This window comes from Amycolatopsis sp. NPDC114503 (assembly GCF_055633655.1).
The window spans coordinates 17,079-42,786 of sequence record NZ_JBVKDT010000019.1; the positions used below are offsets into that span (position 1 = coordinate 17,079).

General features: G+C 69.4%; 27 protein-coding genes. 11 read left to right on the top strand and 16 right to left on the bottom strand.

The features are described from left to right. Nucleotides 1-8 precede the first annotated feature (8 nt). Nucleotides 9-827, bottom strand: a complete 819-nt coding sequence (locus tag ACZ7OI_RS45180; RefSeq protein ID WP_470270269.1) for a LuxR C-terminal-related transcriptional regulator — start codon at nt 825-827, stop codon at nt 9-11. Nucleotides 828-920: 93 nt separating this feature from the next. On the opposite strand from ACZ7OI_RS45180, the gene ACZ7OI_RS45185 reads away from it, so the two are divergent. After that, nucleotides 921-1,676: a hypothetical protein gene (locus ACZ7OI_RS45185; RefSeq protein WP_470270270.1), complete on the top strand. Its 756-nt coding sequence runs from the start codon at nt 921-923 to the stop codon at nt 1,674-1,676. Continuing rightward, nucleotides 1,654-2,181, top strand: coding sequence for a GNAT family N-acetyltransferase (locus tag ACZ7OI_RS45190; RefSeq protein WP_470270271.1), 528 nt, complete (start codon nt 1,654-1,656; stop codon nt 2,179-2,181). Before ACZ7OI_RS45185 ends, ACZ7OI_RS45190 begins: the two co-directional genes overlap by 23 nt. On the opposite strand, the gene ACZ7OI_RS45195 is transcribed toward ACZ7OI_RS45190, so the two are convergent. From ACZ7OI_RS45195 to ACZ7OI_RS45215, 5 genes are all read right to left on the bottom strand, one after another. Continuing rightward, nucleotides 2,178-3,233, bottom strand: coding sequence for an amidohydrolase family protein (locus ACZ7OI_RS45195; RefSeq protein WP_470270272.1), 1,056 nt, complete (start codon nt 3,231-3,233; stop codon nt 2,178-2,180). The genes ACZ7OI_RS45190 and ACZ7OI_RS45195 overlap by 4 nt on opposite strands. A gap of 14 nt (nt 3,234-3,247) precedes the next feature. After that, nucleotides 3,248-4,060 carry a pyrimidine reductase family protein gene (locus ACZ7OI_RS45200; protein WP_470270273.1) on the bottom strand — a complete coding sequence of 271 codons (813 nt, stop codon included), beginning with the start codon at nt 4,058-4,060 and terminating at the stop codon, nt 3,248-3,250. After that, the gene (gene folP / locus ACZ7OI_RS45205) at nt 4,060-4,929 is read right to left on the bottom strand and encodes a dihydropteroate synthase (protein WP_470270274.1); all 870 of its coding nucleotides are present in this window, start codon (nt 4,927-4,929) and stop codon (nt 4,060-4,062) included. Before folP ends, ACZ7OI_RS45200 begins: the two co-directional genes overlap by 1 nt. A gap of 142 nt (nt 4,930-5,071) precedes the next feature. Beyond that, nucleotides 5,072-5,371 (bottom strand): YciI family protein, encoded by a 300-nt coding sequence (locus ACZ7OI_RS45210; RefSeq protein ID WP_470270275.1) that lies wholly within the window; start codon nt 5,369-5,371, stop codon nt 5,072-5,074. A gap of 180 nt (nt 5,372-5,551) precedes the next feature. Continuing rightward, nucleotides 5,552-7,072, bottom strand: a complete 1,521-nt coding sequence (locus ACZ7OI_RS45215; RefSeq protein WP_470270276.1) for a PucR family transcriptional regulator — start codon at nt 7,070-7,072, stop codon at nt 5,552-5,554. A gap of 160 nt (nt 7,073-7,232) precedes the next feature. Between ACZ7OI_RS45215 and pucL the strand changes: the two genes are divergently transcribed. From pucL to ACZ7OI_RS45240, 5 genes are all read left to right on the top strand, one after another. After that, nucleotides 7,233-8,105, top strand: coding sequence for a factor-independent urate hydroxylase (gene pucL / locus ACZ7OI_RS45220; protein ID WP_470270277.1), 873 nt, complete (start codon nt 7,233-7,235; stop codon nt 8,103-8,105). Nucleotides 8,106-8,142: 37 nt separating this feature from the next. Continuing rightward, entirely contained in the window at nt 8,143-8,631 is a 489-nt protein-coding gene (locus tag ACZ7OI_RS45225) for a nucleoside deaminase (protein ID WP_470270278.1), read from the top strand. Between the two features lie 176 nt (nt 8,632-8,807). Further along, on the top strand, nt 8,808-10,250 hold the full coding sequence (locus ACZ7OI_RS45230; protein WP_470270279.1) for an NCS2 family permease: 1,443 nt from the start codon (nt 8,808-8,810) through the stop codon (nt 10,248-10,250). A gap of 15 nt (nt 10,251-10,265) precedes the next feature. After that, nucleotides 10,266-10,643 carry an allophanate hydrolase-related protein gene (locus tag ACZ7OI_RS45235; protein WP_009082380.1) on the top strand — a complete coding sequence of 126 codons (378 nt, stop codon included), beginning with the start codon at nt 10,266-10,268 and terminating at the stop codon, nt 10,641-10,643. After that, the gene (locus ACZ7OI_RS45240) at nt 10,640-11,740 is read left to right on the top strand and encodes a glycerate kinase (protein WP_470270280.1); all 1,101 of its coding nucleotides are present in this window, start codon (nt 10,640-10,642) and stop codon (nt 11,738-11,740) included. The genes ACZ7OI_RS45235 and ACZ7OI_RS45240 overlap by 4 nt, the downstream gene beginning before the upstream one ends. On the opposite strand, the gene ACZ7OI_RS45245 is transcribed toward ACZ7OI_RS45240, so the two are convergent. The 5 genes from ACZ7OI_RS45245 to ACZ7OI_RS45265 all read right to left on the bottom strand — a co-directional run bounded on the left by ACZ7OI_RS45245 (nt 11,718) and on the right by ACZ7OI_RS45265 (nt 14,980). Beyond that, on the bottom strand, nt 11,718-12,110 hold the full coding sequence (locus ACZ7OI_RS45245; RefSeq protein WP_470270281.1) for an NUDIX hydrolase: 393 nt from the start codon (nt 12,108-12,110) through the stop codon (nt 11,718-11,720). The genes ACZ7OI_RS45240 and ACZ7OI_RS45245 overlap by 23 nt on opposite strands. Then, complete coding sequence (locus ACZ7OI_RS45250) at nt 12,107-12,400, bottom strand: SDR family oxidoreductase (RefSeq protein WP_470270282.1); 294 nt, start codon at nt 12,398-12,400, stop codon at nt 12,107-12,109. Before ACZ7OI_RS45250 ends, ACZ7OI_RS45245 begins: the two co-directional genes overlap by 4 nt. Continuing rightward, nucleotides 12,390-13,097: an RraA family protein gene (locus ACZ7OI_RS45255; protein WP_470270283.1), complete on the bottom strand. Its 708-nt coding sequence runs from the start codon at nt 13,095-13,097 to the stop codon at nt 12,390-12,392. Before ACZ7OI_RS45255 ends, ACZ7OI_RS45250 begins: the two co-directional genes overlap by 11 nt. Before the next feature lie 106 nt (nt 13,098-13,203). Beyond that, nucleotides 13,204-14,094, bottom strand: a complete 891-nt coding sequence (locus tag ACZ7OI_RS45260; protein ID WP_470270284.1) for a helix-turn-helix transcriptional regulator — start codon at nt 14,092-14,094, stop codon at nt 13,204-13,206. Between the two features lie 91 nt (nt 14,095-14,185). Next, the gene (locus ACZ7OI_RS45265) at nt 14,186-14,980 is read right to left on the bottom strand and encodes an SDR family oxidoreductase (RefSeq protein WP_470270285.1); all 795 of its coding nucleotides are present in this window, start codon (nt 14,978-14,980) and stop codon (nt 14,186-14,188) included. A 382-nt stretch (nt 14,981-15,362) separates the two neighbouring features. Here ACZ7OI_RS45265 and ACZ7OI_RS45270 point away from each other — a divergent pair, with 382 nt between their 5' ends. From ACZ7OI_RS45270 to ACZ7OI_RS45285, 4 genes are all read left to right on the top strand, one after another. Further along, the gene (locus tag ACZ7OI_RS45270; RefSeq protein ID WP_470270286.1) at nt 15,363-16,478 is read left to right on the top strand and encodes an EfeM/EfeO family lipoprotein; all 1,116 of its coding nucleotides are present in this window, start codon (nt 15,363-15,365) and stop codon (nt 16,476-16,478) included. Beyond that, nucleotides 16,475-17,671, top strand: a complete 1,197-nt coding sequence (locus ACZ7OI_RS45275) for a Dyp-type peroxidase (RefSeq protein WP_470270287.1) — start codon at nt 16,475-16,477, stop codon at nt 17,669-17,671. Before ACZ7OI_RS45270 ends, ACZ7OI_RS45275 begins: the two co-directional genes overlap by 4 nt. Nucleotides 17,672-17,714: 43 nt before the next feature. After that, nucleotides 17,715-19,340, top strand: coding sequence for a phospholipase C (locus ACZ7OI_RS45280; RefSeq protein ID WP_470270288.1), 1,626 nt, complete (start codon nt 17,715-17,717; stop codon nt 19,338-19,340). A 300-nt stretch (nt 19,341-19,640) separates the two neighbouring features. Continuing rightward, the gene (locus ACZ7OI_RS45285) at nt 19,641-20,042 is read left to right on the top strand and encodes a histone-like nucleoid-structuring protein Lsr2 (protein ID WP_470270289.1); all 402 of its coding nucleotides are present in this window, start codon (nt 19,641-19,643) and stop codon (nt 20,040-20,042) included. Nucleotides 20,043-20,213: 171 nt separating this feature from the next. On the opposite strand, the gene ACZ7OI_RS45290 is transcribed toward ACZ7OI_RS45285, so the two are convergent. The 5 genes from ACZ7OI_RS45290 to ACZ7OI_RS45310 form a co-directional block, all read right to left on the bottom strand. Then, the gene (locus tag ACZ7OI_RS45290; protein WP_470270290.1) at nt 20,214-21,158 is read right to left on the bottom strand and encodes an MBL fold metallo-hydrolase; all 945 of its coding nucleotides are present in this window, start codon (nt 21,156-21,158) and stop codon (nt 20,214-20,216) included. A gap of 226 nt (nt 21,159-21,384) precedes the next feature. Further along, nucleotides 21,385-22,302, bottom strand: coding sequence for an ROK family protein (locus tag ACZ7OI_RS45295; RefSeq protein WP_470270291.1), 918 nt, complete (start codon nt 22,300-22,302; stop codon nt 21,385-21,387). Further along, on the bottom strand, nt 22,299-23,924 hold the full coding sequence (locus ACZ7OI_RS45300) for a dipeptide ABC transporter ATP-binding protein (RefSeq protein WP_470270292.1): 1,626 nt from the start codon (nt 23,922-23,924) through the stop codon (nt 22,299-22,301). Before ACZ7OI_RS45300 ends, ACZ7OI_RS45295 begins: the two co-directional genes overlap by 4 nt. After that, nucleotides 23,921-24,751, bottom strand: a complete 831-nt coding sequence (locus tag ACZ7OI_RS45305) for an ABC transporter permease (protein ID WP_470270293.1) — start codon at nt 24,749-24,751, stop codon at nt 23,921-23,923. Before ACZ7OI_RS45305 ends, ACZ7OI_RS45300 begins: the two co-directional genes overlap by 4 nt. After that, nucleotides 24,748-25,707 (bottom strand): ABC transporter permease, encoded by a 960-nt coding sequence (locus tag ACZ7OI_RS45310; RefSeq protein ID WP_470270294.1) that lies wholly within the window; start codon nt 25,705-25,707, stop codon nt 24,748-24,750. Before ACZ7OI_RS45310 ends, ACZ7OI_RS45305 begins: the two co-directional genes overlap by 4 nt. Nucleotide 25,708 lies beyond the last annotated feature (1 nt).

Sequence of the window (25,708 nt, forward strand, 5' to 3'; positions counted from 1 at the left end):
GGTCCGTCCTAGCGCAGCAGCCCCGCGGCGCGAGCCCGGTTCACCGCCTGCACCCGGTTGGACACCGCCAGCTTCCGCATCGCGTGCTTGAGATACGACTTGACCGTGTTGGGCAGCAGGCCGAGCCGGTCTGAGATCTCATCGTTCGTGCAGCCCTCGCTGACCAGCCGCAGCACGTCGACCTCGCGCGGGGTCAGCGCGACGCCGGGCAGATCCAGCTCCGGACGCAGCCGTTCGCACACCGCCAGCAGCCGTTGCCGGGTGCTTTCGTCGTGGATCGACCCGGCGATCGCGGTGAGCTCGGCGTGCAGGTCGCCGCGTTCGGCCGCGGGGACGGCCGTCGGCGCGGACAGCCGTCGCTGCACCTCTTCTTCCACCTCGATGTCGCGTCCCAGCCGAGTCGCCACTGCGGTTGCCGCGTGCAACAGCCGGTCGCCGAACGTGATCGAATCGCGCGACGCGGCATACAACACCGCGCGCGTGGTCTCGCCGACGCGCACCGGCAGCGCCACCATCGCGCGCAGCCGCTCAGGCGCCACCGCGTGGTCGTATTTGTGCGTGATGCCCTGCGCGTTGAGATAGTCGACCACCGTCGACGGCCTGGCCAGTGCCACCGCTTTGCCGCCGAGCCCGGCCCCGGTGTCCACCTGCACGTGCTGCATCGACCGGGTGGCAGTGCCGCGGAGCTGGTCGATCACGTGCGAGCGGGAGGCCGCCGACACCGGTCCGCCCATCGCGACCGGCAGCTCGGTCGCGATTTGCAGTGCTTTGAGCGCGCTGGTGACCAGGGGGCTGGCCGTCAGCGCGAGCCGGCCCGGAGGCGTCATGGGCACCGTCCCGCTTCACTCGACCTTGTTGGGTGGACGTCCACGTTACGCGTTGCGTCGCGTTCGGACTACTCGTGTGGTTCGGTGGCACACGTGGCAACCTCGGATTTCGATACCGTCGCCGACCGGCTCTATGCGGGTGAGCCGGCCGACTTCGTCGCGGAGCGCACCGCGGCCGCCCGCGCGGCGAAGGAAGCGGGCGACGTCGAGCTGGCGCGCCGGATCCGCGCGCTGCGCAAGCCGACCGCGGCCGCGGCGTACGTCAACCGCCTGGCGCGTGACGGTTCCGCTCCGCTGTCCGAGCTGGCCTCGCTGGGCGAGAAACTGCGCGACGCGCACGAGCAGCTCGACGGCTCCCGGTTGCGCGAACTGGCGCACCAGCGGGCGGAGCTGGTGCAGCGGATCGTGCGGGACGCCTCTGGCTTGAGCGATTCCGTCGAGCGCGAGGTGGAGGAAACGCTGGAGGCGATCGTCGCGGACGCCGAGGTCGCCCGGCTGGCGCTGGCCGGACGGCTGACGTCGAAGGCCCGTCAGGACGCCGACCGCTGGCTGTCGCTGCCGACGAATCCCGCACCCGCCAAGAAGACCCGACAGTCCGAAAAGGACCGGAAGGCCGAGGAGGAAGCCCGGGTCCGCGCACTGGAACGGCGGCAGGCGGTGCGGGCGCGGGCGGAAGCCGAGCGGAATCTGCAGCGCGCGGAGCGGACGGCCGAACAGGCCGACGAGCGGGTGACCGAATTGCGCGAACGCCTCGCCGAGGCGGAGCACCGTGCTGCCCGGGCGGCCGACGAGCTGACCAAGGCACAGAAGACCTTCGAGGAAGCCGATGATGCCGTTCAGCGGTCTTGAGGAGCTGTCCGACGGCGCGCTCGCCTTGTCCCCGCTGCGGCCGGACGACGCGGAGGCGCACTTCGCGGGCGAGGACCCGGAGCTGATCCGCTGGCTCAACGGCGGACCGGGGACGCTCGCCGGGACCCGGGAGTATTTCCAGCACTGCCAGGAGGAATGGGTTTCCGGCGGGTCGTTGCGGGCGTTCGGCATCCGGGTGAACGGCGTGCTGGCGGGGACGGTCGACCTGCGGTTCTCCGGCGAGCATCTCGTGCCGGGGGAGGCGAACGTGGCGTACGGGCTGTATCCGCAGTGGCGCGGTCGTGGGTTCGCGACGAGGACGGTGCTGCTGGCGGTCCGGTACGCGGCCGGTGCTGGCGCGAAGCGGGCGGTGATCAAGGTGGAGCCGGAAAACGTCAGTTCAAGCGCGGTGGCGCGGCGAGCGGGATTCGAGCTGAGCGGCCGGACGGTCGAGGACGGCACCGTGCTGGACCGGTACCACCGGTGCCTCCTGGACCTCGGCTAGCGGGCGATTTCCGTTCCAGCGCACCACACCGTGCGGATCGCCCGGGTCGCCGACAGGTCCGCCACCGGATCGCCTTCGACGAGAACCAGATCGGCTCGCAGCCCAGGCCGGATCTCGCCCCGATCCGTCAGCCCGAACGCCCGCGCCGGGGCGGACGTCGCGGCACGCAGGATCTCCACCGAACTCAACCCCGCTTCGGCCAGCAGTTCGAACTCGTGGTGCAGGCTCGACCCGTGCGCGACTGCGAGCGGGGCTCCGGAGCCTCCGTTGGCGTCGGTTCCGGCGAGGATTTCGACCCCTGCGGCGTGCAAAGCTGCTGTATTGGCCACGAAATCGCCAGCGGCGCCGTCGAAGAAGGCGAGCGCCCCTTCCATCATGGTGAGCGTCGGGATCGCCGTCTGCCCGGCGGCCTTCATCGCGTCGATGTCTTCGGCGGCGATCCGGCCGACCACCGGCACATGCGTCACGAACCGCGCGCCGGTCGCCACAGCCAGGTGGTACGCGCCGGGGGTCGCCGCGTGCACGACGGCGTCCAGCCCTCGCTCCCGCGCCGCGTCGACCAACGCCTGCAACGCCTCTGCGGGCGGCCCGCCGTCACCAGGAGCTTCGGCGACGCCTTTGACGTAGTCGACGCCCTCCGCAGCCCGCGCTTCGACGAACTGGACGGCGGCTTCCGCGGTCGTGACGATCGCGGAAGCGGGCATTTCCGGGATCGTGGAGTGGAGGCCGTGCGGGCCGATCAGGGGAAGCCCCGCGGTGCGGAAATCCGCCGGGCCCGCAGCACGTATCTCGGCCACGCGCTCGGCTGGCCAGCACGCCATGTCGAGGCCGGTCGTGATGCCCCATTCGGCGAGGTCGGCCAGTTGATCCGGCCGTTCCAGGTGAAGGTGCGCGTCGATGAGGCCGGGCAGCAGCGTCGCCCCGGCGGCGTCGATTTCCCTTGCCCCGGCGGGATCTGTGCCGAGCACCGGCCCGTCGATGACGACGGTGCGCGGCTCGGTGAGTCCTTGTCCGTCGAAGACGCGCACATTGCGCAGAGCGGTCTTGGCCACGATCCCTCCCCGGGTCAGTGGACGTGATACCGCAAGAGTACTGAACTGTCGTCGACAAGCACGCTAATTAATTCGAGCTGCTGCGGCTCGATCGCCGCGCCCATCGCGACCCGCGGCGCGTCTCCGGCGATCAGCATCGGCGCGACCGTCAGACGCAGTTCGTCGACCACACCGGCGGCCAGCAGCGACGCGAACAGGTGCGGTCCGCCCTCGCAGTCGATGCGGCGGAGGCCGCGGCGGGCCAGTTCGTCCACCGCCGCCGCGAGGTCGACGTCGCCGTGCCGGGGGCGCGGGCGCTGGTCGTCCGGGGCGGCGTGCAAGGCCGGGTCGCCGGTGGCCTCGTGCAGAGTTGGGTCGCCTGTCCCAGCAACCAGGACATCCGCCCCGGCCGACGCCCACGCCGCGCGCAGTTCCGGATCGGTCGCCGCGCTCGTGATGACGATCGTGGGCACCAGGGCCTTGGTGATCACCGGTGCGTCCGGCGGCAGCGAACGGCCGGTGCTGACCACGGCGATCGGCGCGATCGGGGCCAGCCCGTGCCTGCGCCGCCGCTCGGCGGTCTTCTCGTCCGGCCGCAGGCCCTCGAACCCCTCGGCCTGCGCGGTGCCCGCGCCGACCAGCACGACGTCGGCGAGGTCGTTGCCCAGCCGGTAGACGATCCGGTCCGCGGGCGTCGACAATCCGCCCGAGCGGCCTTCGATGGTGATCCCGCCGTCGGCGCTCGAAACGAAGTTCACCGCGAGCCACTTCGGCACGTCCGGATAGACGTAGAGCTGCTCGACGTCGGCCTCGGTGCGGTCTGAGTTTCCGGGAAAGACTTCGCGCATCAGACCGACCGTACAACGTTCGCCGGCGGCCGGGTGCCGACGATGCTCGCGACCATCTCCGCGACCTGCCGCGTCTCGCGGACCTGGTGCGCACGGAACATCGCCGCGCCGTGCATCGCGGACACCGCGGTCGCGGCGAGCGTGCCGACGACCCGTTCGCCGACCGGGAGGTCCAGCGTTTCGCCGATCACGTCCTTGTTCGACAGCGCCATCAGCACCGGCCAGCCGGTCGCGACCAGCGCGTCGACGTGCCGCAGCAGCTCGAGCGACTGGTAGGAGTTCTTCCCGAAGTCGATGCAGGGGTCGATCATGATGCCCTCGCGCGGCACGCCCGCGGCCAGCGCGCGTTCGGCCAGCTCGGTGGTGCCTTCGACCACCGCGGCCACCACGTCGTCGTACACCGGCCGGAGCGCTTCGGTGCGCGGCACGAGACCGTTGGTGTGCGAGCAGATGTAGCCCGCGCCGTGCTCGGCGGCGACGTCGAGGATCTCGGGCTCGATCGCCGCCCAGTTGTCGTTGACCAGGTCCGCGCCCGCGCGGCAGACGGCGTCGGCGACCTCGGCGCGGTAGGTGTCCACGCTGATGACCAGCTCGGGGAAGTTCTCGCGGGCCCAGGCGACGGTCGGCACGACCCGGCGGATCTCCTCCGCCGCGGTGACCTCGGGGCCCTTGCCCGCGGGGACGCCGCCGATGTCGATCAGGTCGGCTCCCTCGGCGTGCGCGCGGCGGATGGCCGCCTGAGCGGGGGCTTCTTCGAAGGTCGCACCGTTGTCGTAGAACGAGTCGGGAGTGCGGTTGATGATGGCCATCACCAGGGCGCGGTCACTGGTGAGGCGACGGCCTCGGAACACGAGGTCGGGCGTGTGCATGCGGTCTCCCGGGCCGGAACGAAAGATCTCGCGTGATCATAGGCGAGTTCGCGCCGGGAGTACGTCCGGCAGGTGGCGGGCGGAGCGGTCCGGAGGCCACCTGCGTCCGGGCGTTCGGTCGATCCTGCGAACAGCGGTGCGATCAGGAGGCGAGCGCCTCGTTGACGGTCAGGAACTCATCAGCGGTGCGGGTGGCGGAGAATTCGATCACGCGGTAATGCGCGAGGCGTTGCAGCACGAGCGGGTCGGTGGCGAGCACGGCGTCGAGCTTGCCGCGCAGGCACGGGCGGGAGATGATGACCTGGTCCGCGTCCTCGTTTCCTTTTCCGGAAACGAGGAACAATCCGCGCGCGAAGTGGCCGCGCAGCCAGTCCGCGTGTTCGGCCAGTGCGTAGTCGACTTCGTTTCGAGGTGCTGTGTAGGACAGCAATGCGATGTACATGACCTCAGAGTAGGACGCTTCACCGGATGGTGCATCCTCCTCCCGAGTGCCGTCGTGCTTCATCGAATGGTCAAGTATTCCCAATAATTCTTTACGGAACAGCGTACTGGTTGGATTTCCGTTACGGGGTACGGGAAATCACCGGGCCCGGCGTTTCCGCAGGACATTTCGGACGGATGGTCAAGACCACCCCCAATTCTGCGTGAAGCAGCCCGCCAGATAAAGATCCACGCGGTCGGCGAACCGGCTCGGATCGCGTCCGGTGAGTTCGCCGATCCGGGTGATGCGGTATCGCAGGGTGTTCACGTGCAAGTGGAGCGTGGCCGCCGTCTGTGTCCAAGATCCCGAATTCTCCAGGAACGCCTTGAGTGTCGTTATCAATTCGGAACCGTGTGCGGCGTCGTACGCGAGTACCGGCCCCAGTACTTTTTCGCCGAATGTCCGGCGCAAGTCTTCCGGCACGGCCGCGAGCAGCAGCAAATGAGACGCCACTTCATCGCCGGACAGCACCGTCGCGCGGCCCGGCGTCAACGCGGCCAGTGTGCGCGCATGCCGGGCTTCCTGCACGCCGGAGCGCAGACCGGCGGCGTCCGCGGCCCGGCTGAGGCCGAGCGTCAACCGCGCGGACCCGAGCGCCGGCTCGATGGTGTGCACTGCTTCCCGCAACGTCTCGGTGTCGCGCGAGGAGAAGAGGCCGAACGTCTCGCCGTCGACGGTCGCCACCAGCACCGGCTGTCCGGTGGTCGAAAGCAGCTCCTCCACCAGCACCTGCGCGAGTCCCGGCCCGCCGCCGCGGACCTCGGCCGACAGCGTGGCCACCGGTTCCTGCGGGGCGAACCCGGCGGCGGACAGCCGGGAGGTCAGCTCGCCCGGCGCGGCGTCGTCGGAGAGCACCAGCCGCAGCAGCGGTTCGGCCGCCCGGTTCTCGATCCGCCGGGCCTCGTCCACCCGGGACCGTTCGAGCCCGATCAGCGCGGCGAGTTCCTGCGCCAGCTCGCGGCGGGCGGACGGCCACTGCGCCGGATCGCCGTCCACCACCAAGAACCAGCTCGCGATCCGATGCCCGGAGCGTCCGGCCGCGCCGAGCAGCGTGACCGGACCGTCCTGGCACGGCAGCCGTTCGGCGCGCAGGAACCTCCGAGCCAGCGCGGTGCGCCGCGCGGCGGGCAGTTCGGGGCCGCCGGCCAGCTGCTGTCCGGTCGCGCTCAGCACGACGCAGCCGGTCCCCAGTTCCTCCGCACCGGCCTTGACCAGCGCGGACAGCCCTCGCCCGGAGGTCACCGCGGCGACCAGCCGCCGGTGCGAATCGCGGGCGGGCGCCGAGCGTTCCGCCGCCAGGCCCAGGATCACCCGCTCGGCCACGGTCGCGAACGAAACCGACACGGGGACCTCGAACAAGGGCAGGCCGACGCGCTCGCAGGCGGTCACGAGGTAGTCCGGCACCGGTCCGCCGACCTCGGCGGTCCCGGCCCCGAGCGCGGTCACGCCCGCGGCGGCGAGCTTGCCGACGAACGCGTCCGCGTCGGACGGCCCCGGCAGCCAGCGCATTCCGCACAGCACGATCTCGCCGCCGTCGAGGTACCGCGTCGGATCCTGCAGGGTCGCCTGGAAGACGCGGCCGAACTCGCGGTCGCGCGCCTTCTCGCCCGCCAGCAGCCGCAACCCCAGCTCCGGGGTGTCGAGCAGTGCACCCAGCCGCATGCGCGCCTCCTTCCGCCCATCAGTACCGCACACCAGAGGGGTTTGGCGGAAACTACGAAAAACCGGCCCTTCCCGCTCGCCGCTTTCGGTGGATCTGCCGTGGCCCGTGCCACGCCGCGGCAGGTGTACTCACTCGGCGAGCGAAGAAGAAGGGATACCAATGGCGATCGTTCTGGGCGACAACCGCTACGGGAAGGCCGAAAACCGGCTGGTCCGCGTCGACCGTGACGGTGACGAGCACCGGATCACCGACCTCACCGTGAGCGTGTCGCTGTCGGGCGACATGAGCGACACCCATCTGACCGGGGCCAACGACAAGGTGCTGGCCACCGACACGCAGAAGAACACCGTCTTCGCCTTCGCCCGCGACGGCATCGGCGAGATCGAGGACTTCGCGCTGCGGCTGGCCCGGCACTTCGTGTCCACGCAGGAGAGCATCCACGCCGCGCGCGTCGGGATCGTCGCCCATCCGTGGGAGCGGCTGCAGGTCGGCGGACGGCCGGCGCACCATTCGTTCGCGCGTTCCGGAGCGGGGACCCGCACCACGCGCGTCACCTACGACGGCGAGCGGGCCTGGGTGCTCGGCGGGGTGGAAGACCTGACCGTGCTCAACTCCACCGGCTCCGAGTTCTGGGGCTTCCCGCGCGACGAGTACACCACGCTGGTCGAGGTGAAGGACCGGATCCTCGCCACCGCGGTGTCGGCGACCTGGCGGTACTCCGTCGAGGAAGCCGACTGGGCGCACGCGCACGAGACCGCGCTCGCCACGCTGCTCGACGCGTTCGGCGGCACGCACAGCCAGTCCCTGCAGCAGACGCTGTACGCGATGGGGCAGGCGGTACTGGAAGCCGTCCCGGAAATCGCGGAGATCCGGTTCTCGCTGCCGAACAAGCACCACTTCCTCGTCGACCTCGAGCCGTTCGGCCTCGACAACCCCGGCGAGGTGTTCTACGCCGCCGACCGGCCCTACGGCCTGATCGAGGGCACCGTCCTGCGCGACGACGCCCCGCCGGCCGGCCCGGCCTGGTCCTGAGCAAACCGAAACCCGAGCTGTTGGGAGCAGTACTGTCATGACCGTGTCCATCGATGCCGACGTCGAACGCGCCTGGCTCGCCGAATGCGTGCGGATCGCCGAGAAGAACGTCGCCGACGGCGGCGGACCGTTCGGCGCGCTGGTGGTGAAGGACGGCGAGATCGTCGCGACCGGCGTCAACCGCGTCACCCCGTCGCTCGACCCGACCGCGCACGCCGAGGTGGTCGCGATCCGCGCGGCCTGCCAGGCGCTTGACACGTTCAGCCTGGCCGGCTGCGTGCTCGTCTCCTCGTGCGAGCCGTGCCCGATGTGCCTCGCGTCGTCGCTGTGGGCGCGCGTGGACCGCGTGCTGTACGCGGCCGACCGGCACGACGCCGCCCGCGCCGGATTCGACGACCGGGCGTTCTACGAGCTTTTCGAGAACCCGCGCGAAACGTGGCAGACCCCGGTTTCGCGAGTGTCCACACCGGAGGCTTTCGCCCCGTTTTCCGCCTGGCTCGGCCGATCCGACCGGATCGAGTACTGAACCTCGGCGAGTGCTGAATGCCGGTCAGAATCGGCTTCAGCGTCCACCGCCCCACCCCACCGGGCCACCATCCCGGTGCTGACCGGAGCACCAGAAAAACGCAAACGTCCCGCCGTCCCGCCCCGTGCGTATGCCAGGGGTGCGGTGCGGCACACCCACCGGCAAGGGGAGGACGCATGACCCAGGTACGCCTCGACGAAGCGGTGACCTCGGCTCCCGGACCACAGCGCAAGTCCATTGTGGAGCGACTCTTCGAAATACGCGCTCGCAACACCACCGTAGGCCGGGAAGTACGCGGCGGCGTGACCACTTTCGTCGCGATGGCCTACATCGTTTTGCTCAACCCGCTCATCCTCGGCGCTTCCGCCGACATCACCGGCGCGAAACTCAGCGCCGCGCAAGTGACCACGGCGACCGCGCTCGCCGCCGCGGTGATGACTGTCCTCATGGGACTCGTCGGCAACGCGCCGCTCGCGCTCGCCGCCGGGCTCGGCATCAACGGCATCGTCGCGTTCCAGATGGCCCCGTCGATGACGTGGGCACAAGCCTTCGGGCTCGTGGTGCTGGAAGGCGTCTGCATTGTGCTGATGGCGGTCAGCGGCGTCCGGGAACGCATCATGAACGCGATTCCCGGACCGCTGAAAACCGCGATCACCGTCGGCATCGGGCTCTACATCGCGCTCGTCGGGCTGGTGAGCGCCGGGTTCGTGACACGTATTCCGGACGCCGCGCACACCACCGTCCCGGTGCGGCTCGGCACCGACGGGCATCTGTCCGGTCTGCCGATCGCGGTGTTCTGCTTCGGCCTGCTGCTGATGACCGTGCTGATGGCACGGAAGGTGCCGGGAGCGGTGCTGATCAGCATCGCCGCCGCCACCGTGCTCGCGGTGGTGCTGCACGACGGTTTCGGCGTCGGCGACTGGGGGTTGACGACTCCGACGCTGCCGCATTCCGTGGTAGCGGCCCCTGATTTCGGTCTGCTCGGACACGTCGACCTGTTCGGCGGATTCGCCAAGGCGGGTGCGCTGACCGCGACGATCTTCCTGTTCACCCTGGTGCTGTCCGGCTTCTTCGACGCGATGGGCACCATCACCAGCCTGTCGGCCGAGGCCGGGCTGTCGAAGAACGGCCGGGTGCCGCGGATGGGCCGGATCCTGTTCGTGGACGGGGCAGGGGCGATCGCGGGCGGGATGTCCGGCTCGTCGCCGAACACCGTGTTCCTGGAGTCCGCGGCCGGCGTCGGGGAGGGCGCGCGGACCGGGCTGGCGAGTGTCGTGACCGGACTGCTGTTCGGGGCGACGCTGCTGTTCACGCCGATCGCGGGCATCGTCCCGGCGCAGGCCGCCGCGCCCGCGCTCGTGGTGATCGGCGGGATGATGGTGGCGCAGTGCCGCAACATTCCGTGGCACGACCCGGATTACACGATCCCGGTGTTCCTGACGGTCGCGCTCATTCCGTTCACCTACTCCATCACCAACGGCGTCGGCGCGGGCCTCATCGCGTTCGTGCTGATCAAGACCTTCCGCGGGAAGTGGCGTGAAGCAGGGTGGATCCTCACCGTGCTCGCGCTCGTGTTCACCGTCTATTTCGGAATCGACGTGGTGAAGGCGATCCTCTAAAAGAAAGGGACCACCATGCCTCTGATGTTCCTCAACGGCGGCGCAATGCGCGGCGAACCCCTGCACCACCTGCTCGACGGCGCTCCACTGGTGGCCGAAACGACCACGGCCGCGAAGTACCGGTTCTATTCGGTAGGCGGGCAATGCCCGGCTCTGGTCCCGGTGGCGCACGGCGGCGCGGCGATCTCCGGCGAGGTCTACGACCTCACGCTGGACCAGCTGCGCGACCGCGTGCTCCCGTCCGAACCGCCGGAGCTGGAGCTGGGCGTGATCGAACTGGCCGACGGCAGTTCGGCGTTCGCGATGCTGTTGCGGCGGCCGCAGACCTCGCACGTGCAGCTGCGGGACATCACGGAAATCGGCGACTGGCGCGCGTTCAAGGCCGCCGCGTGACGGTTCTGGTGGCTCCGGACAAGTTCAAGGGCTCGCTCACCGCGGCGGAGGTCGCGGAGGTGGTGGCCGCGGCGTTCGCCGAGGTCGCACCCGGCGAACCGGTGCGGCAGCTGCCGGTGGCGGACGGCGGCGACGGAACAGTCGCCGCCGCCGTCGCCGCCGGGTTCCGGCGAGTGCCGGTGCGGGTTTCCGGGCCGACCGGCCGCCGGATCACCGCGTACTACGCGCTGCGCGGGACGGTCGCCGTGGTCGAACTGGCGGAGGCGTCCGGCCTTCACCGGCTGCCCGGCGGCCGGCTGGAACCGCTGACCGCGTCGAGCTACGGCACGGGCGAGCTGATCGCGGCCGCCCGTGCCGCCGGCGCGACACAGATCGTGCTGGGCGTCGGTGGCAGTGCCTGTACCGACGGCGGAGCCGGATTGCTGACGGCGTTGGGCGCGCGACTGCTCGACGCCTCCGGTGCACCGATTCCGCCGGGCGGAGCGGCGTTGACCGAGTTGTCCACAGTGGATCTTTCTGGACTGCCCGAAGTGGACGTCGTTCTGGCGTCCGATGTGGACAACCCGCTGCTGGGTGTGGATGGCGCCGCCGCGGTGTATGGACCGCAGAAGGGTGCTGGTCTCGCCGAGATCGCGTCGCTGGAACGCGGGCTGACTCGGTGGGCCGAAGTGTTGGGCTCCGCGCACGCCACCACCCCGGGCGCCGGCGCGGCAGGCGGCGTCGGGTTCGGTGTCCTCACCGGACTCGGCGCCCGTATTCGGCCGGGAATCGAGGTGCTGCTGGAGTTGCTGGGTTTCCCGGCCGCCGCCCGCGACGCCCGGCTCGTCATCACCGGCGAGGGATCGCTGGATACCCAGTCGCTGCACGGAAAAGCGCCGGTGGGCGTTCTCCGGGCAGCGGGCGGCACGCCGGTGGTCGCCTTGGCCGGCCGGTGTCTGCTGTCCGCGCCGGAGTGGCAGGCGGCGGGCTTCGCCGGGGTGTACGCGCTGACTGATGTGGAGCCGGACGAACATCGGTGCGTGGCCGATGCCCGCGCGTTGCTGCGGGACCGGGCCGCGCAGCTGGCCCGGGATTTCAGCCGAGCAGTACCTGCCTGACGTGGTCGGACAGGGGGAGTCCGGCCGCGTCCGCGGGGGTCAGCCAGCGGTGGTCGTCGTGTTCGGCCGGGTTGAGCTGAAGGTCGCCGAGGAATTCCGGGTGCGCGTCGTAGTAGGAGGCGTGCACGGTGAACGGTTTGCCGGTGCGGTCCGGCCAGGATTGGCGGGCCCGTTCCCTGGCGAGCCGTACGCGCAGCCCGGTTTCCTCGGCGACTTCCCGCACCGCGGTGGTCTCCGGGGCTTCGCCGGGTTCGACGGTTCCGCCGGGGAATTCCCAATGCCCGCCCAGGAAGGTGTCGGGGGCGCGGCGGATCAGCAGGATGGTTTCGCCTCGGGGGAGCAGGACGTAGGCGAGTTGTTTGTCGTTCATGGTGCGCCTCCGTTGGCGACGAGGATGTGACCGTTCACCCAGCCGCCTTCCGGGCCGCACAGGAACGCGACCGGACCGGCGCAGTCGCGTGGGGCGCCGACTCGGCCCAGCGGGGTGTGCTGGGTGATTGCTTCGCGCAGGGGCTCGGTGATCCAGCCTGCGCCGTGTGGTCCGCTGTAGCGTTGGGCGAACTCCCGGATCAACAGCCAGCTTGCGCGGGCGTTCACGGCGAAGTGCCGGTCGTAGCCGGGCCAGCAAATGGTGACCAGGGCGGTCTTCCTATTCTTCAATGGCACCGTCCTTCGCACGGAGGTGCTGGCGGAAGGTGTAGGACGGATCGGTTTCGCGGCGCGACAGGAATTCGGTGAACCGGACCTGTTCGCGAAGAGTTATGCCGTCACGGATCTTGGCTGCCTGGCGGTGTTCGGTGTCGCGGATGGACTCGGCTAACCGGAGAACGTCGTCGGCTTGGGCTGCTGGGACGAAGAGAACGCCGTCGTCGTCGCCGAAGACGAGGTCGTCAGTGGTGACCGTCCATTCGCCGACGGTGGCGGACTCCAGGGCGTCGGCGGCGCGGTCGTCGAGGTGCAAGGGGCCGGTGGAGAGGGAACCGAGGCTGAATACCGGGAGGCCGATTTCGCGTAGTTCGACAGTGTCTCGGTGCAAGCCCCAGATGACTATTCCGGTGAGTCCGGCTGCGGCGACTTCGGCGGTGACGAGGTCGCCGACGCAGCTTTCGTCTTGGCGGCCTCGGTTGTCTACTACCAGGACGTCGCCTGGCTGTGCCGAGGTGATTGCTTCCAGGAAGACGTCCACGCTGCCGGAATGGCGGGCGGGCAGAACCCTTCCGGCTAGCTTGCGTCCTGGGATGACTGCTCGGGTTCCGGCTGGCGCACACCGGACGGAGAGGCGGGCGCGCAGACAGCCGTCGGCCAGATGGGCGGTGGTCAGGGTTGCGAAACGTTCGGTTAGTTCGGTGTGGTTCATGCTTCCCGCCCTTCGTGCGAACTGCTTCACGCTAGCGGGAATCGGTGCTGAGGGGCACCGGTTTGTGGCGTGCTTTGGCTTTACGCCGCGAAGCGCCGTGGGAAGATCAGCTGAGTGCTTGAGTCTCGGTCGCCGATTCCTCCTGGCTGGCCGCCCACGAGGCCAGGAGGGCCAGTCCGTCCGCGGTCGCCGAGCCTGCGGGGGCGGTGTAGACGTTCAGGATCAGGCCGGGTTCGGCGGGCAGTTCCATCGACTCGACGTCCAGGTCGAGCTGGCCCACGACGGGATGGTGCAGGCGTTTGCGTCCGGACCGGTGGAGCCGGACGTCCTGGGAAGCCCAGCGCTGCCGGAACAGTTCGCTGCTGGTCGCCAACTCGCCGACCAGGGCGATCAGCTCCTCGTCGTGCGGGTTGCGGCCTGCTTCCATGCGCAGCTTCGCGGCCACGTCCCGGGCGACGCGCTCGTAGTCGACGAAAAACGTTCTCGCCGCGTCGGGATCCAGGTACACGAACCGCGCGGTGTTCGCCGGTCGTCGCGGGGCGGCCAGCACCGGGGAATACAGCGCGCGGGCAAGGGGGTTCGTGGCCAGCACGTCGTAACGGCCGTTGCAGATCCACGCCGGGGCGTCGGTGATGGCGGCGAGCACCTGCTGCAGTGCCGGACGCACTGTCGCGGCGGGTCGGCGACGGCGGGCACCGCCCGGTGTCTTGGACTGCCGCGCGAGGTGGAACAGGTGATCGCGCTCGGCCTCGTCGAGGTGCAAGGCGGAGGCCAAGGCGTCGAGCACTCCGTCGGAGGCGCCGGCGAGGCTGCCGCGCTCCATCCGCACGTAGTAGTCGACCGACACCCCGGCCAGCAGGGCGACCTCTTCGCGACGCAGGCCTTTGACCCGGCGGTTGCCGCCGTAAGCGGGGAGACCGGCCTGCTCGGGCGTGATCCGCGCGCGACGCGAACTCAGGAATTCCTTGATCTCGGTGCGCAGATCGATCGTGGCCACCTCCTCACAGTAAGCCCTGCCGACCAGCGGAGGGAGGCCCTGCCGGTACCCCGATGGCGGCACGCCCACGCGTCGTAGCAGGAAAAAGGCCCTAGGTGCCCGAGGCGGTCGTGGCGGTGCCGCCGTCGACCGGGACGATGGCACCCGTCAGGTAAGACCCGGCCCGGCTGGCGAGGAACACGGCGACACCTGCCATGTCGTCGTCGCGGCCGAGCCGGCGCAGCGGGGCCTTCGCCGCGATCGTGTCGCCGATGGCGTCGATCGTGGCCGCCATCATCTGCGACGGGAACACTCCGGGGGCCACCGCGTTCACCGTGATGTGCTGTGGGCCCAGTTCCCTGGCGAGCACCCTGGTGAGTTGATGGAGCGCCGCTTTGCTGCTGGCGTACGAGTAGTTGGGCGCCTCGGCGACGTGAACGGCGGCGATGCTGCCGATGTTGATGATCCGCGCGGGATCGTCGGCGGAGCCCGCCCTGCGCAGTGCCGGCAGCAGCGCCTGCACCAGCCAGAACGGCGACTTGAGGTTGAGGTCGAGCACCGTGTCCCAGGCCTCGTCCGGGAACGTCTCCAGCGGCTCGCGCCACATCGCTCCCGCGTTGTTGACGAGGATGTCCAGGCGTTCCGAGCCGGCGTTGACCAGTTCGGCGAGGCGCTGACACTCGTCGTGGCTGGACAGGTCGGCGGGGAATGCTCGAACGTCGCCGAATTCGGACAGCAGACGCTGTGCCTCCGCGCACGCGTCTTTCTTGCGCGAGCTGACAACGACGCGGGCACCCGCCTGCAGGAGGCCGCGCGCGATCATCATTCCGATGCCTCTGGTGCCGCCGGTGACGAGCGCGTACTTTCCGCTCAGATCGAAAAGGTCTGCGTGCGTGGTGTCGGCCATTGGTCTTGGTCCTTTTGCCGTGGAATCAGGTGCTGCCCCAGGCTGACGGGATTCCCGGACGTCTGGGAGACCCTGGCGAGACCGGCACTGCGAGGCCTCCCTTGCCCGGCACCAGACATTCCGAATGATCCGGACAGGGCTGGAAAGTGTCATACCCGGCGAATCGGGCAGCCATTACCACACGCTTTGGCGGCTATGTCCGGCTTCTTCCGTTCTCTGGTTGAAGTCCTGGTGAATTCCCGGGTGGGCGACGTTCTCGACCAGGGTTTCTTCACTTTCCGCACGCATAATTCCGTCCCGGTAGTCCGAACGTGTGGCAGGAGGAAGAGTGCCGGGGTCTGTGCGCACCCGCTGGATAGGCGGTGGGGTCGCGATTGCGGTCGTGGCTGCGGGGATCGCGTTCGCGGTCTGGCCCGACGGGGCTTCGGCGCAGGATCCGGAGATCCAGATCTCCCGGTCGGCCTGCGGGCAGGGCTGGGCGGATCCGCGAGCCGGAATTCAGACCTTTCACCTGCACAACACCGGAACCGTGACCGCCGAGGCGGATCTGATCGACCCGGCGACCGGGGTGGTCTACGGCGAGGTCGAGGGGCTCGGCAGCGGGACGAGCCGGCCGATGCAGGTTACGCTCGGCAACGGAACTTACGCATTCCGTTGTCTCCCCGAGGATTCGTCGGCGATTGTCGGGCCGACGGTCACGGTGAGCGGTGGCGCCGAACGTGGTCCGGGCGTCGCGCCGGTGACGCAGAACGATCTGCTCGGGCCGTTGAAGTCCTATCAAGCCCATGTGACGCAAGTGCTCGGCCAGTTGGCCGCCGACGTCGGCAAGGTGAAGGACGCCATTCGCGCCAACGATCGCGTCGCGAGTCAGGGCGCTTGGCTTGTCGCGCATCTCGACTACGAACGGCTTGGCGCGGCCTATAACGCCTTTGGCGACTCCGACAAGGCCATCAACGGCACCGCCGCCGGGCTGCCCGACGGAGTCAAGAGCCCGGACTTCACCGGCTTTCACCGGCTCGAATCCGGCTTGTGGCACAACGAAGATCTCGCCGCCCTCGGATCGGTGGCCGATCAGCTGGACAGCGACGTGCAGAAGCTCCGCAAGTCCTTTGCGGACAGTCAGGTCGATCCGAACGACCTTGGCCTGCGCGCGCACGAGATCGTGGAGAACACCCTGCAATTCGAACTGACCGCCCGCACCGATTACGGGAGCGGCACCAATCTCGCCACCGCGCGGGCGAATCTCGACGGGACTCAGGCGGTCCTCGACGTCTTGCGCCCGGTTCTGGCACCGCGTTATCCGGGACTGTCCAAGGTGGACAGCTGGATGCAGCGGACCAAAGCCGCGCTCGACAGCGCCAAGAAGCCGGACAACTCGTGGACGCCGGTGAGCCAATTGTCCGCGCCGCAGCGGCAGAAGCTCAACGGCGACGTCAGCGAGCTGACCGAGCTGCTCGCTCCGATCGCGGCCATCGCGGAGCCGAGGAGGACCTCGTGACGACGGAATCCTCTCGCCGGTCCTTCCTGCGCCGCACCGTCGTGGGCGCGGGGATCACCGCCGCTGCTGGCATCGGCGTGACAGCAAGCGCCAGCGAAGAAACAAACACCGTTCCGTTCCACGGCCCCAAACAGGCCGCGATTCTCCGCCAGCCCCCGGCGCAAAGCATCGTCGCGTCCTTCGACGTAGTAGCCGAGAACCGCGCGGAATTGACGCAGCTGTTCCAGGAAATCACCGACCGTGCGCGGTTCCTCACGAACGGCGGAGCCCCGGCGGCGCTCGGGATCACCGCCCCGCCCGCCGACTCCGGGGTGCTCGGCCCGGTCGTGCCGCACAGCGACCTCGGCGTGATCGTCGGCGTCGGATCGTCCCTTTTCGACGGACGTTACGGGCTGGCCGACCGCAAGCCCAAGAAGCTCAAGCCGATGACCATGTTCCCCAACGACGCGCTCGACGCCCCGCAATGCCACGGGGACCTGTCGCTCACGCTGTCCGCGGGGGACACCGACACCGTGCTGCACGCTCTGCGCGACCTGGCCCGCGCGACTCGCGGCGGAATGCAGTTGCGGTGGAAGATCAACGGGTTCAGCTCGCCCTCGCGCCCGTCGGGCACCCCGCGCAATCTGATGGGGTTCAAGGACGGCACGGCGAATCCGGGCGAGTCCGAAATGGACCGGCTGGTGTGGGTGTCGGGAGACGGCGAGCCCGCGTGGACGACCGGCGGCAGTTACCAGGTGATCCGGCTGATCCGGATGCTGGTCGAGTTCTGGGACCGCGTCTCGATCACCGAGCAGGAGAACATGTTCGGCCGCCGCCGCGACACCGGCGCTCCGCTGGACGGGGCGTCCGAACAGGACGAACCACGCTACGCCGACGATCCGATCGGCACCGTCATCCCGCTCACCAGCCACATCCGCAAGGCGAATCCGCGCACCCCGCAGACCGACGGACAGCGGATCCTGCGCCGCGCGGTCAACTACGACCGCGGCGTGGACTCCAACGGCAACCTCGACATGGGCCTCGTCTTCACCTGCTACCAGCAGGACCTCGAGCGGCAGTTCGAGGCGGTGCAGAAGCGGCTGATCGGCGAGCCGCTCGTCGACTACATCTCCCCGTTCGGCGGCGGCTATTTCTTCGCGCTGCCCGGCGTCACCGGTCCCGGCGACCACTTCGGCCGGGCGCTCCTCGCCTGAGGCGCGCCCCGATCCCCACCCGCGAAACCAGGAGGAATCCTCAGTGGACACAGCATTCGGCAGACGGCGCCGTCGCCTGCTCGGTGCGGGCGCGCTCGTTTCGGCGGCCGTGCTCGCGATCGTCACCGGCTCCGCGGCATCGTCCGCGCAGGCCCAGCCGCTGCACCAGTTGCCCGCGTCGTGGCTGCCCACGCTCACCCCGATCAAGCACGTCGTGGTGATCTTCGGCGAGAACGTTTCGTTCGACCACTACTTCGGCACCTACCCGAACGCCACCAACGAGAACGGCACCCCGTTCCAGGCGGCGAAGCACACGCCGAAGGTCAACGGCCTCGACGACAAGCTGCTCACCCGCAACCCGAACGCCTACAACCCGAAGCGGCTCGGGCCGGACCAGGCGCTCACCTGCGACCAGAACCACAGCTACGGCGCCGAACAGGCCGCGTTCAACGGCGGCAAGATGGACAAGTTCGTCGAGAAGACCGAGACCGACAAGTGCAAGGGCCAGCCGGTGCTGTTCGGCGAGCCGGGCCTGGTCATGGACTACTACGACGGCAACACCGTCACCGGCATGTGGAATTACGCGCAGCACTACTCGCTGAGCGACAACTCGTTCAACACCGTTTTCGGCCCGTCCACCCCGGGCGCGATCAACCTGATCTCCGGGCAGACGCACGGGATCCAGGCGGTCGACCCGGTCACGCACGAGCCGAAGAGCGACCCGTACGTCGTCGCGTCGCCCGACGAGGACGGCGTCGGCACCGTGATCAACGACCCGGACCCGGCGTGGGACGACTGTTCGGACAAGAACCACACCGCGAAGGACAACCTCGGCGCGATGCAGGGCCGCAACGTCGGCGACCTGCTGAACGACCGGCACGTCACGTGGGGCTGGTTCCAGGGCGGCTTCAAACCGACCGGCACCGAGAACGGCTACGCGGTCTGCGGGCAGAAGCACGCGAACATCGGCAATCAGTCCTCCGTGGACTACAGCCCGCACCACCAGCCGTTCCAGTACTACAAGTCCACTTCGAACCCGCACCACCTGCCGCCGTCCTCGGTGCAGGCGATCGGGCAGACCGACCAGGCCAACCACCAGTACGACACGAGCGACTTCGACGCTTCGCTCAAGGCCGGCTCGATGCCCGCGGTGAGCTTCCTCAAGGCGCCGGAGTACCAGGACGGGCACGCGGGCTATTCCGACCCGCTCGACGAACAGCATTTCGTCGTGGACGAGATCAACAAGATCCAGCAGTCGCCGGAGTGGCGTTCGACCGCGATCGTGCTCGCCTACGACGACTCCGACGGCTGGTACGACCACGAGAACTCGAAGATCGTCAACGGTTCGCAGGACGCCTCGCAGGACCAGGCCGTCTGCACCGGCAAGCCGGCCGGGCTCGGCGGCCACGCCGACCGTTGCGGTTACGGCCCGCGGCTGCCGCTGCTGGTCGTCTCGCCCTACAGCAAGGTGAACTACGTCGACCACACCCGGACCGACCAGACCTCGGTGCTGAAGTTCATCGAGGACAACTGGTTCTCCGGCCGGGTCGGCGACGGCTCGTTCGACACTCGCGCGGGCGGACTCTGGAACATGTTCAACTTCTGGTGGCCGCAGGCGGGCAAGCTCCCGCTCGACCCGAAGACGGGCGCGCCGACCGGGCGCGGCTAGCTCGCGTTTCTCTCAGAACACCGAAGGCCACCGGGTTTCGACCCGGTGGCCTTCGGCCGTTTCCGGGCCGGTCTCCCAGGCCGCTCAGCGGGAAACCGCGTGCGAATACCGCGATACTGGAAATTTTCCAGTGCCGGAGAACTGTGCGCGCAGTCGCGGATTGGGCGCCGATGGTGTTCGGGAACCGGCCGGGAAAGCGCGGGCGGGGAGAACCGGAATGGAGTCGCGCTGCGCGGACCCTCACTCGACACGATAGGGTATTCGGAGGCACATCCTGTAGAAGGTGAAGGAACGCGAATCATGGCGCAAAAAGTCCTTGTCGAGATGGTGGACGACATCGACGGCAGCATCGCCGAACAGACCGTCCCGTTCAGTCTCGACGGCGTGAGCTACGAGATCGATCTGTCCGAAGACAACGCTGCCGCACTGCGGGAAGAGCTGGCCCGTTACGTCGCCGCCTCGCGCCGGGTCGGCGGCCGCAAGGTCCGCATGGCCGCCGGGCAGGCCCCGCGGCCGGCTTCGACCGCCGCGGACCGCGAGCGCAACAAGGCGATGCGCGAGTGGGCCGAGAACAACGGTTTCACCGTGTCCGACCGCGGTCGGCTTCCGGCGGAGATCGTGAAGGCTTACGAGGAGCGCGACACCGAGGCTCCGGCCAAGCCGGCTCGCAAGCGCGCGACGCGCAAGAAGGCCAGCGCCTGAGCGTTCTTTTCGGCAGCTGTGCCGCGGGGGCCGCGGCTAGTGATCAGCGGTGAGGGCGCCGCCGGGATTCCCGGCGGCGCCCTTCTGGCTGTCTGGGGGGAATAGCGATTTCCCGCCCTTCGACCGCGAATGAGGCGGCCGCGGCCCGGTCGGGGAATCGATTTCCCGGGGTTAAGACTTGCCGAGCCCGAGCAGGGTGTCCAGGTCGATCTTGCCGCCGGCGGCGTCGCGGATCGCGCGCATCGCTTCGGCGGACGCGAGCCGTTCCCCGTGCTGGTCGGCGTGCGCGCGCAGCAGATTCCCGATGTGCCGTTCCGGGACTGTCCACGTGGGCCAGCGGCGGCGGGCGATCGTGGCGAGTTCGGCGAAGTCCGGCGTGCCCGCGCCCGCGGTCGCGTCGAGCAGCCAGTGCAGATACGTGCGCAGCACCGCGACCGGGAAACTGCCCGGATGGCTGAGCCCGCCGTGCCCTGGCACGAAGGTGCGGACGTCCGGGAACATTTTGTCGAGCCAGTCCAGCGCGGTCAGCCAGCCCGGGATCGAACCGTGCACGGCGAACGGCGTCGATCCGACCGACAGCAGATCGCCGGTGAAGAGCGTGCCGGTGCGCGGTTCGAACAACACGAGGTCGCCGTCGGTGTGCGCGGTCCCGGGAAAGGGGACGACCTCCACGACCACGCCGCCGAGATCCACCTCGACCGGTTCGATCACCGCGTGCACCGCCTCGGGCCGCGGCGCCTCGAGCTTGCCCCAGTTCGTGCAGGCGAAGATCTCCTCGTTGCACTGCGGGCCGGACCGGATGATCGGCACCGCGGTGGGCGCGGCGAGGATCCGGCCGCCGTTGCGCAGCGCGACGCCCGCCCCGTTGTGGTGGGTGCCGTGCGCGTGGGTCAGCACGAGCGTGAGCGGCATTTCGACGGTCGAGTACTTGCGGACGTCGCTGACCAGGTCGAGCGTGTCGCGTTCGGTGCCGCAGGTGTCGACGAGCAGAACCCCTTCGCGGCCCCGGATCCAGCCGCAATTGGACACCATCCAGTCGCTCGGGCTGCGCACGTAAGCGACGACGCTCGGGTCGGAATACCGGAGCGGGACGATATTGCGCCTGATGACGGGCATGGGATCCCCTCGTTGGCCACCGGACGGGAATTGATCACCGGAATGGTATAGACCAAGTCATCTGCTGTCAGCGGGGTGGAGACCACGCTCACGCACGTGGTCCGCCGCGATTCTCGCCCGTCCCGTTCCGCCCAGCTTCGCGCGCATCGTTGCCCCCGGCTCCGTCGGTGCCCGACAGCGTATACCCCGAGGCCACGGTTTTCTCGATGGTCCACAGAGGACTGGATCAGGGGTTGCTCACGTCCGGTAATCGCCGGATACCGGCAGTGAGACCGGCCGCGCCGAGCGCCACGGATTTCGCGCCGTGCCGGGACAGCCGCACGGACACCGGTTTCCCGGACAGCAGCGGCCGTTCCTCCAGCGCTTCCCGCACCGGCTTCTCCAGCAGCGCCCAGGATTTGACCACCGAACCGCCGAGTACGCAGGTCGCGACGCCGAGCAGCCCGGCGGCGTGCGCGACTGCCTGGCCGACGAACCGCCCCGCGTCCGTGAACACCGCTTGGGCGGCCAGGTCCCCGGCGAGCGCTTCGGCGGCGACGTCCTCCGCCGCGAGGGTCCGGCCGGTCGCCTCGGCGTAGCGACGGGTCAAGGACCTCCCCGCGGCGTACGCCTCAAGGTGTCCGATCTGCCCGCAAGTGCAGCGTTCCTCCCCGTAGCGGCCGACATGCCCGATCTCGCCCGCCCCGGTCGCGCCGCCGTACAGCAGCCGTCCGTCGACGAACAGCGCGCCGCCGACGCCGGTGCCGACCGCGACGCCGAGCACGTTCCGCTCGCCGGGCAGCAGTTCGCCGAGCAGGAATCCGTCGACGTCGTTCACGGTGCGCACCGGCACGCCGCCGAGCCGCGCGGACAGCTCGGCGTTGACCGGCGTACCCGCCCAGCCGGTGAACGAATCGCCGGTGACCAGCACTGTTCCGGTCACCGGGTCAACGACGCCCGCCGCTCCGACGCCGACCCCGGCGAGCGCCGCGCGGTCCGGGACCAGCGAGCTGACCAGCTCCGCCGCGCGGTCGAGGATCGCCGCGCCGCCCCGGTGCGCTTCGGACGGCGCGGACGTCGACCCCAGTTCCCTGCCTTCCTCGTCGCACACCACCACCAGGGTTTTCGTCCCGCCGATGTCGACTCCGGCCCGCAACCCCGTCACGCCGAGGGGTCCGCGCCGGCCAGCGCCTCGCGCCGGCTCCGCTGCAACTGCGGGTCCGGCACCGGCGAGGACAGCAGCAACGCTTGCGTGTACGGGTGTTCCGGAGTGCGCAACACCGTTTCCGCCGGGCCTTCCTCCACCAGTTCGCCTGCGCGCAGCACCGCCACGCGGTCGCACAGGCTGTCGACCACCGCGAGGTCGTGGCTCACGAACAGGCAGCCGAAACCGAACTCGCGATGCAGCCGCCGGAACACTTCCAGCACCGCCGCCTGCACGGATACGTCCAGCGCGCTCGTCGGCTCGTCCGCGATCAGCAGCTTCGGGCCCAGCACCAGGGCGCGGGCGAGGCTCACGCGCTGACGCTGCCCGCCGGACAGCTCGTGCCCGTACCGGCCCAGCAAGCTCTCCGGCAGCTCGACCGCGTCGAGGAGTTCCCGCACCCGCCGCTGGCGCTCGCCGCGGCCGGCCGAGGTGTGGACCACCAGCGGTTCGGCGACGGTCTGCGCGACCGTCATCCGCGGGTCGAGCGACGAAGCCGGGTCCTGGAACACCGCGCCGATCTGCCGCCGGACACTCCGCGCCGACCGGCCGGTGCCTTTCGGCAGCGGCTCGCCGAACACTTCGACGGTTCCGGATTTCGGCGTGACCAGGCCCAGCGCACAGTTCCCGAGCGTGGTTTTCCCCGAACCGGATTCGCCGACCAGACCGACGATCTCACCCGGTGAGACGGACAGGGAAACGTCCTTCACCACCTGCCGTCCGCCGTACTCGACCACCACGTTCGACAACGCCAGCACCGGCTTGCGGGTTTCTTCGGCAGTCGCTTCGTGAGTGAACGAACCCAGTTGCGGAACTGCGGCCAGCAGTTCCCGGGTGTAATCCGCCCTCGGCGCGGCGAACAGTTCCGTCGCCGGAGCTTCTTCCACGAGCTTGCCGTGGCGCAACACCGCGACGCGATCCGCGACATCGGCGACGACGCCCATGTTGTGCGTGATCAGCAGCGTCGCGGTGCCTTCGTGTTCGCGGATATCGCGCAGCAGGTCGAGAATCTGCTGCTGCACCGTGACGTCGAGCGCGGTGGTCGGCTCGTCGGCGATGATCAGTTGCGGTCCGGCCGCGAGTGCGATCGCGATCATCACGCGCTGCCGCAGACCGCCGGACAGTTCGTGCGGGTACTGCTTAAGCCGTGCGGCCGGTTCCGGAACGCCGACGCGATCGAGCAGTGCGGCGCACCGGTCGTAGTAGCGGCGGTGGCGCAGCTTCTCCGGGTCGTGGTTGCGGATCGCCTCGGCGAGCTGGAAACCGATGGTCCGCAACGGGTTCAGCGCGGTCATCGGCTCCTGGAACACCATCCCGGCCGCCGGGCCGCGCAGTTTCCGCAGGTCTTCGCCGCGCAGGTCGAGCACGTTCTGCCCGGCCAGCTCGATCGACCCGGTGACCCGCGCGGAATCCGGCAGCAGGCCGAGCACCGCGAGCGCGGCCGTGCTCTTGCCGGAGCCGGACTCGCCGACCACCGCCACGATCTCGCCGGGCGCGACCGACAGGCTCAGCCCGTCGACCGCCGCCGCACCGCCGGAATAGGACACCCGCAGGTCGCGGATGTCCAGCACTGCTTCGCTCATCGTCGCCCCTTCACCGCGAACGCGTCGCGCAGCCCGTCGCCGAGGAAGTTGATCGCGCACACCACCAGCACGATCGCGATGCCCGGCGGCAGGATCAGCCACCACGCGCCGTCGAAGGTGTAGGTAATTCCTTTAGAGAGCATGGCTCCCCAGTCGGTATCGGGCGCCGGAACGCCCAGGCCGAGGAAGCTGACGTACGCCACGAGCAGGATCGCGTCGGCGATCTGGAACGTCGCGTTCACCACGACGGTGCCGATCGCGTTCGGGATGATGTGCCGGAACACCACGCGCGTGCGGCTCGCGCCGAGCACGGTGATCGCCCGGATGTAATCGCGTTCGCGCAGGCTCACCGTTTCCGCGCGCATCAGCCGCGCCGGCACCAGCCACGACACCGCGCCGATCAGCAGCGCCAGCACGCCGACGCTCGGCGTCACCAGCGTCGCGGCCACCAGCAGCAGGAACAGCGCCGGGATCGCGACGCCGGTGTCGACGATCCGCATCAGCACGGTGTCCAGCCAGCCGCCGGTGTACCCGGCGACCGCGCCCCACACCGCGCCGATCGCGGTCGCGATCAGACCGGCGAGCACGCCGATCACCAGCGACGTCCGTCCGGCGACCATGAGCCTGCCGAGCACGTCGTAGCCGAGGTCGTCGGTGCCGAGCAGATGCCCTCCGCTCGGGCCGAGCCGCGCCGAAGCGAGGTCGGTGTGCGCTTGGTCGGTGCCGTAGAACAGCGGCCCGAGGAAACAGAACGCCACCACGAGCAGCAGCAGAATCGCGCCCGCGACGGCGGACTTGCGGGCAAACAGCCGCGAAAGGACAGTCACGACCGCGCTCCCTTCACCCGCACCCGCGGGTCGATCGCCAGCTGGACCAGGTCCGCGAGCAGGGAGCCGAGCACGGTCGCCACGGCGATCACGAGCACGACGCCCAGCAGCACCGGGAAATCGGCGGTGCGGGTCGCGGTCCAGAACAGCAGGCCGATGCCGGGGTAGTTGAACATCGATTCGACGACCAGCGATCCGCCGAACACCACCGGCACGTAGTAGCCGAGCATCGAGACCACCGAGGTCAGCGAGTTCGGCCAGACGTGCCGCCAGATGATCGTCCGCTCCGGCGTTCCCTTGGCCCGCGCGGTGCGCACGAAATCCTCGGACAGACTGTCCAGAGTGGACGCTCGCATGTACCGGCTGAACGCGGCGAGCGCGGCTCCGGTGCCGGCGAGCACCGGAAGTACCAGCGCGCCCGGCTGGGACAGCAGTTCGCCGATCGTTTCGCCCTGCGCGGCTTGTGCCGGGAACCACGGAAGTACCTGTGCGAACAGGATGATCAGCACCAGCGACAGGAAGAACACCGGCGTCGCGTAGAGCACGAAGGTGATGGCCGTGGTGAGCAGATCCGCGGTACGGCCGCGGCGGACCGCCTGCCAGACACCGAGCGGCAGCGCGACGAGAATCGCGAGTGCGGTGGAAAGCACGGTCAGCAGCAGGGTTTTCGGCATGCGCTCAGTGAGCAGCGTGCTCACCGGCGAGTTCTGCGTGTACGACTCGCCGAGGTCGCCTTGCAGCAGCCGCAGCAGATAATCCCAGTACTGCACCGGAAGCGGCTGATCGAAGCCCTGCGCGTGGTTGAACGCGGCGATCTGCGCCTCGGTGGCCTTCACGCCGAGCACGCCGCGAGCCGGGCCGCCGGGAAGCAAATGCAGCAGCACGAACGTCACCACGGTGACCAGCAGCACGACCACCACGGCCAGCACGAGCCGGCGGAGGATGTAGCGCGTCATG

Excerpts from the sequence above, each read along its gene's own strand:
- ACZ7OI_RS45245 (WP_470270281.1), bottom strand. The coding sequence starts at position 12,110 with ATGAACGACAAACAACTCGCCTACGTCCTGCTCCCCCGAGGCGAAACC.
- pucL (WP_470270277.1), top strand. The coding sequence starts at position 7,233 with ATGGCGATCGTTCTGGGCGACAACCGCTACGGGAAGGCCGAAAACCGG.
- ACZ7OI_RS45225 (WP_470270278.1), top strand. The coding sequence starts at position 8,143 with ATGACCGTGTCCATCGATGCCGACGTCGAACGCGCCTGGCTCGCCGAA.
- ACZ7OI_RS45285 (WP_470270289.1), top strand. The coding sequence starts at position 19,641 with ATGGCGCAAAAAGTCCTTGTCGAGATGGTGGACGACATCGACGGCAGC.
- ACZ7OI_RS45310 (WP_470270294.1), bottom strand. The coding sequence starts at position 25,707 with ATGACGCGCTACATCCTCCGCCGGCTCGTGCTGGCCGTGGTGGTCGTG.
- ACZ7OI_RS45255 (WP_470270283.1), bottom strand. The coding sequence starts at position 13,097 with ATGAACCACACCGAACTAACCGAACGTTTCGCAACCCTGACCACCGCC.
- ACZ7OI_RS45190 (WP_470270271.1), top strand. The coding sequence starts at position 1,654 with ATGATGCCGTTCAGCGGTCTTGAGGAGCTGTCCGACGGCGCGCTCGCC.
- ACZ7OI_RS45210 (WP_470270275.1), bottom strand. The coding sequence starts at position 5,371 with ATGTACATCGCATTGCTGTCCTACACAGCACCTCGAAACGAAGTCGAC.
- ACZ7OI_RS45215 (WP_470270276.1), bottom strand. The coding sequence starts at position 7,072 with ATGCGGCTGGGTGCACTGCTCGACACCCCGGAGCTGGGGTTGCGGCTG.
- ACZ7OI_RS45230 (WP_470270279.1), top strand. The coding sequence starts at position 8,808 with ATGACCCAGGTACGCCTCGACGAAGCGGTGACCTCGGCTCCCGGACCA.
- ACZ7OI_RS45300 (WP_470270292.1), bottom strand. The coding sequence starts at position 23,924 with ATGAGCGAAGCAGTGCTGGACATCCGCGACCTGCGGGTGTCCTATTCC.
- ACZ7OI_RS45180 (WP_470270269.1), bottom strand. The coding sequence starts at position 827 with ATGACGCCTCCGGGCCGGCTCGCGCTGACGGCCAGCCCCCTGGTCACC.
- ACZ7OI_RS45200 (WP_470270273.1), bottom strand. The coding sequence starts at position 4,060 with ATGCGCGAAGTCTTTCCCGGAAACTCAGACCGCACCGAGGCCGACGTC.
- ACZ7OI_RS45265 (WP_470270285.1), bottom strand. The coding sequence starts at position 14,980 with ATGGCCGACACCACGCACGCAGACCTTTTCGATCTGAGCGGAAAGTAC.
- ACZ7OI_RS45290 (WP_470270290.1), bottom strand. The coding sequence starts at position 21,158 with ATGCCCGTCATCAGGCGCAATATCGTCCCGCTCCGGTATTCCGACCCG.
- folP (WP_470270274.1), bottom strand. The coding sequence starts at position 4,929 with ATGCACACGCCCGACCTCGTGTTCCGAGGCCGTCGCCTCACCAGTGAC.
- ACZ7OI_RS45235 (WP_009082380.1), top strand. The coding sequence starts at position 10,266 with ATGCCTCTGATGTTCCTCAACGGCGGCGCAATGCGCGGCGAACCCCTG.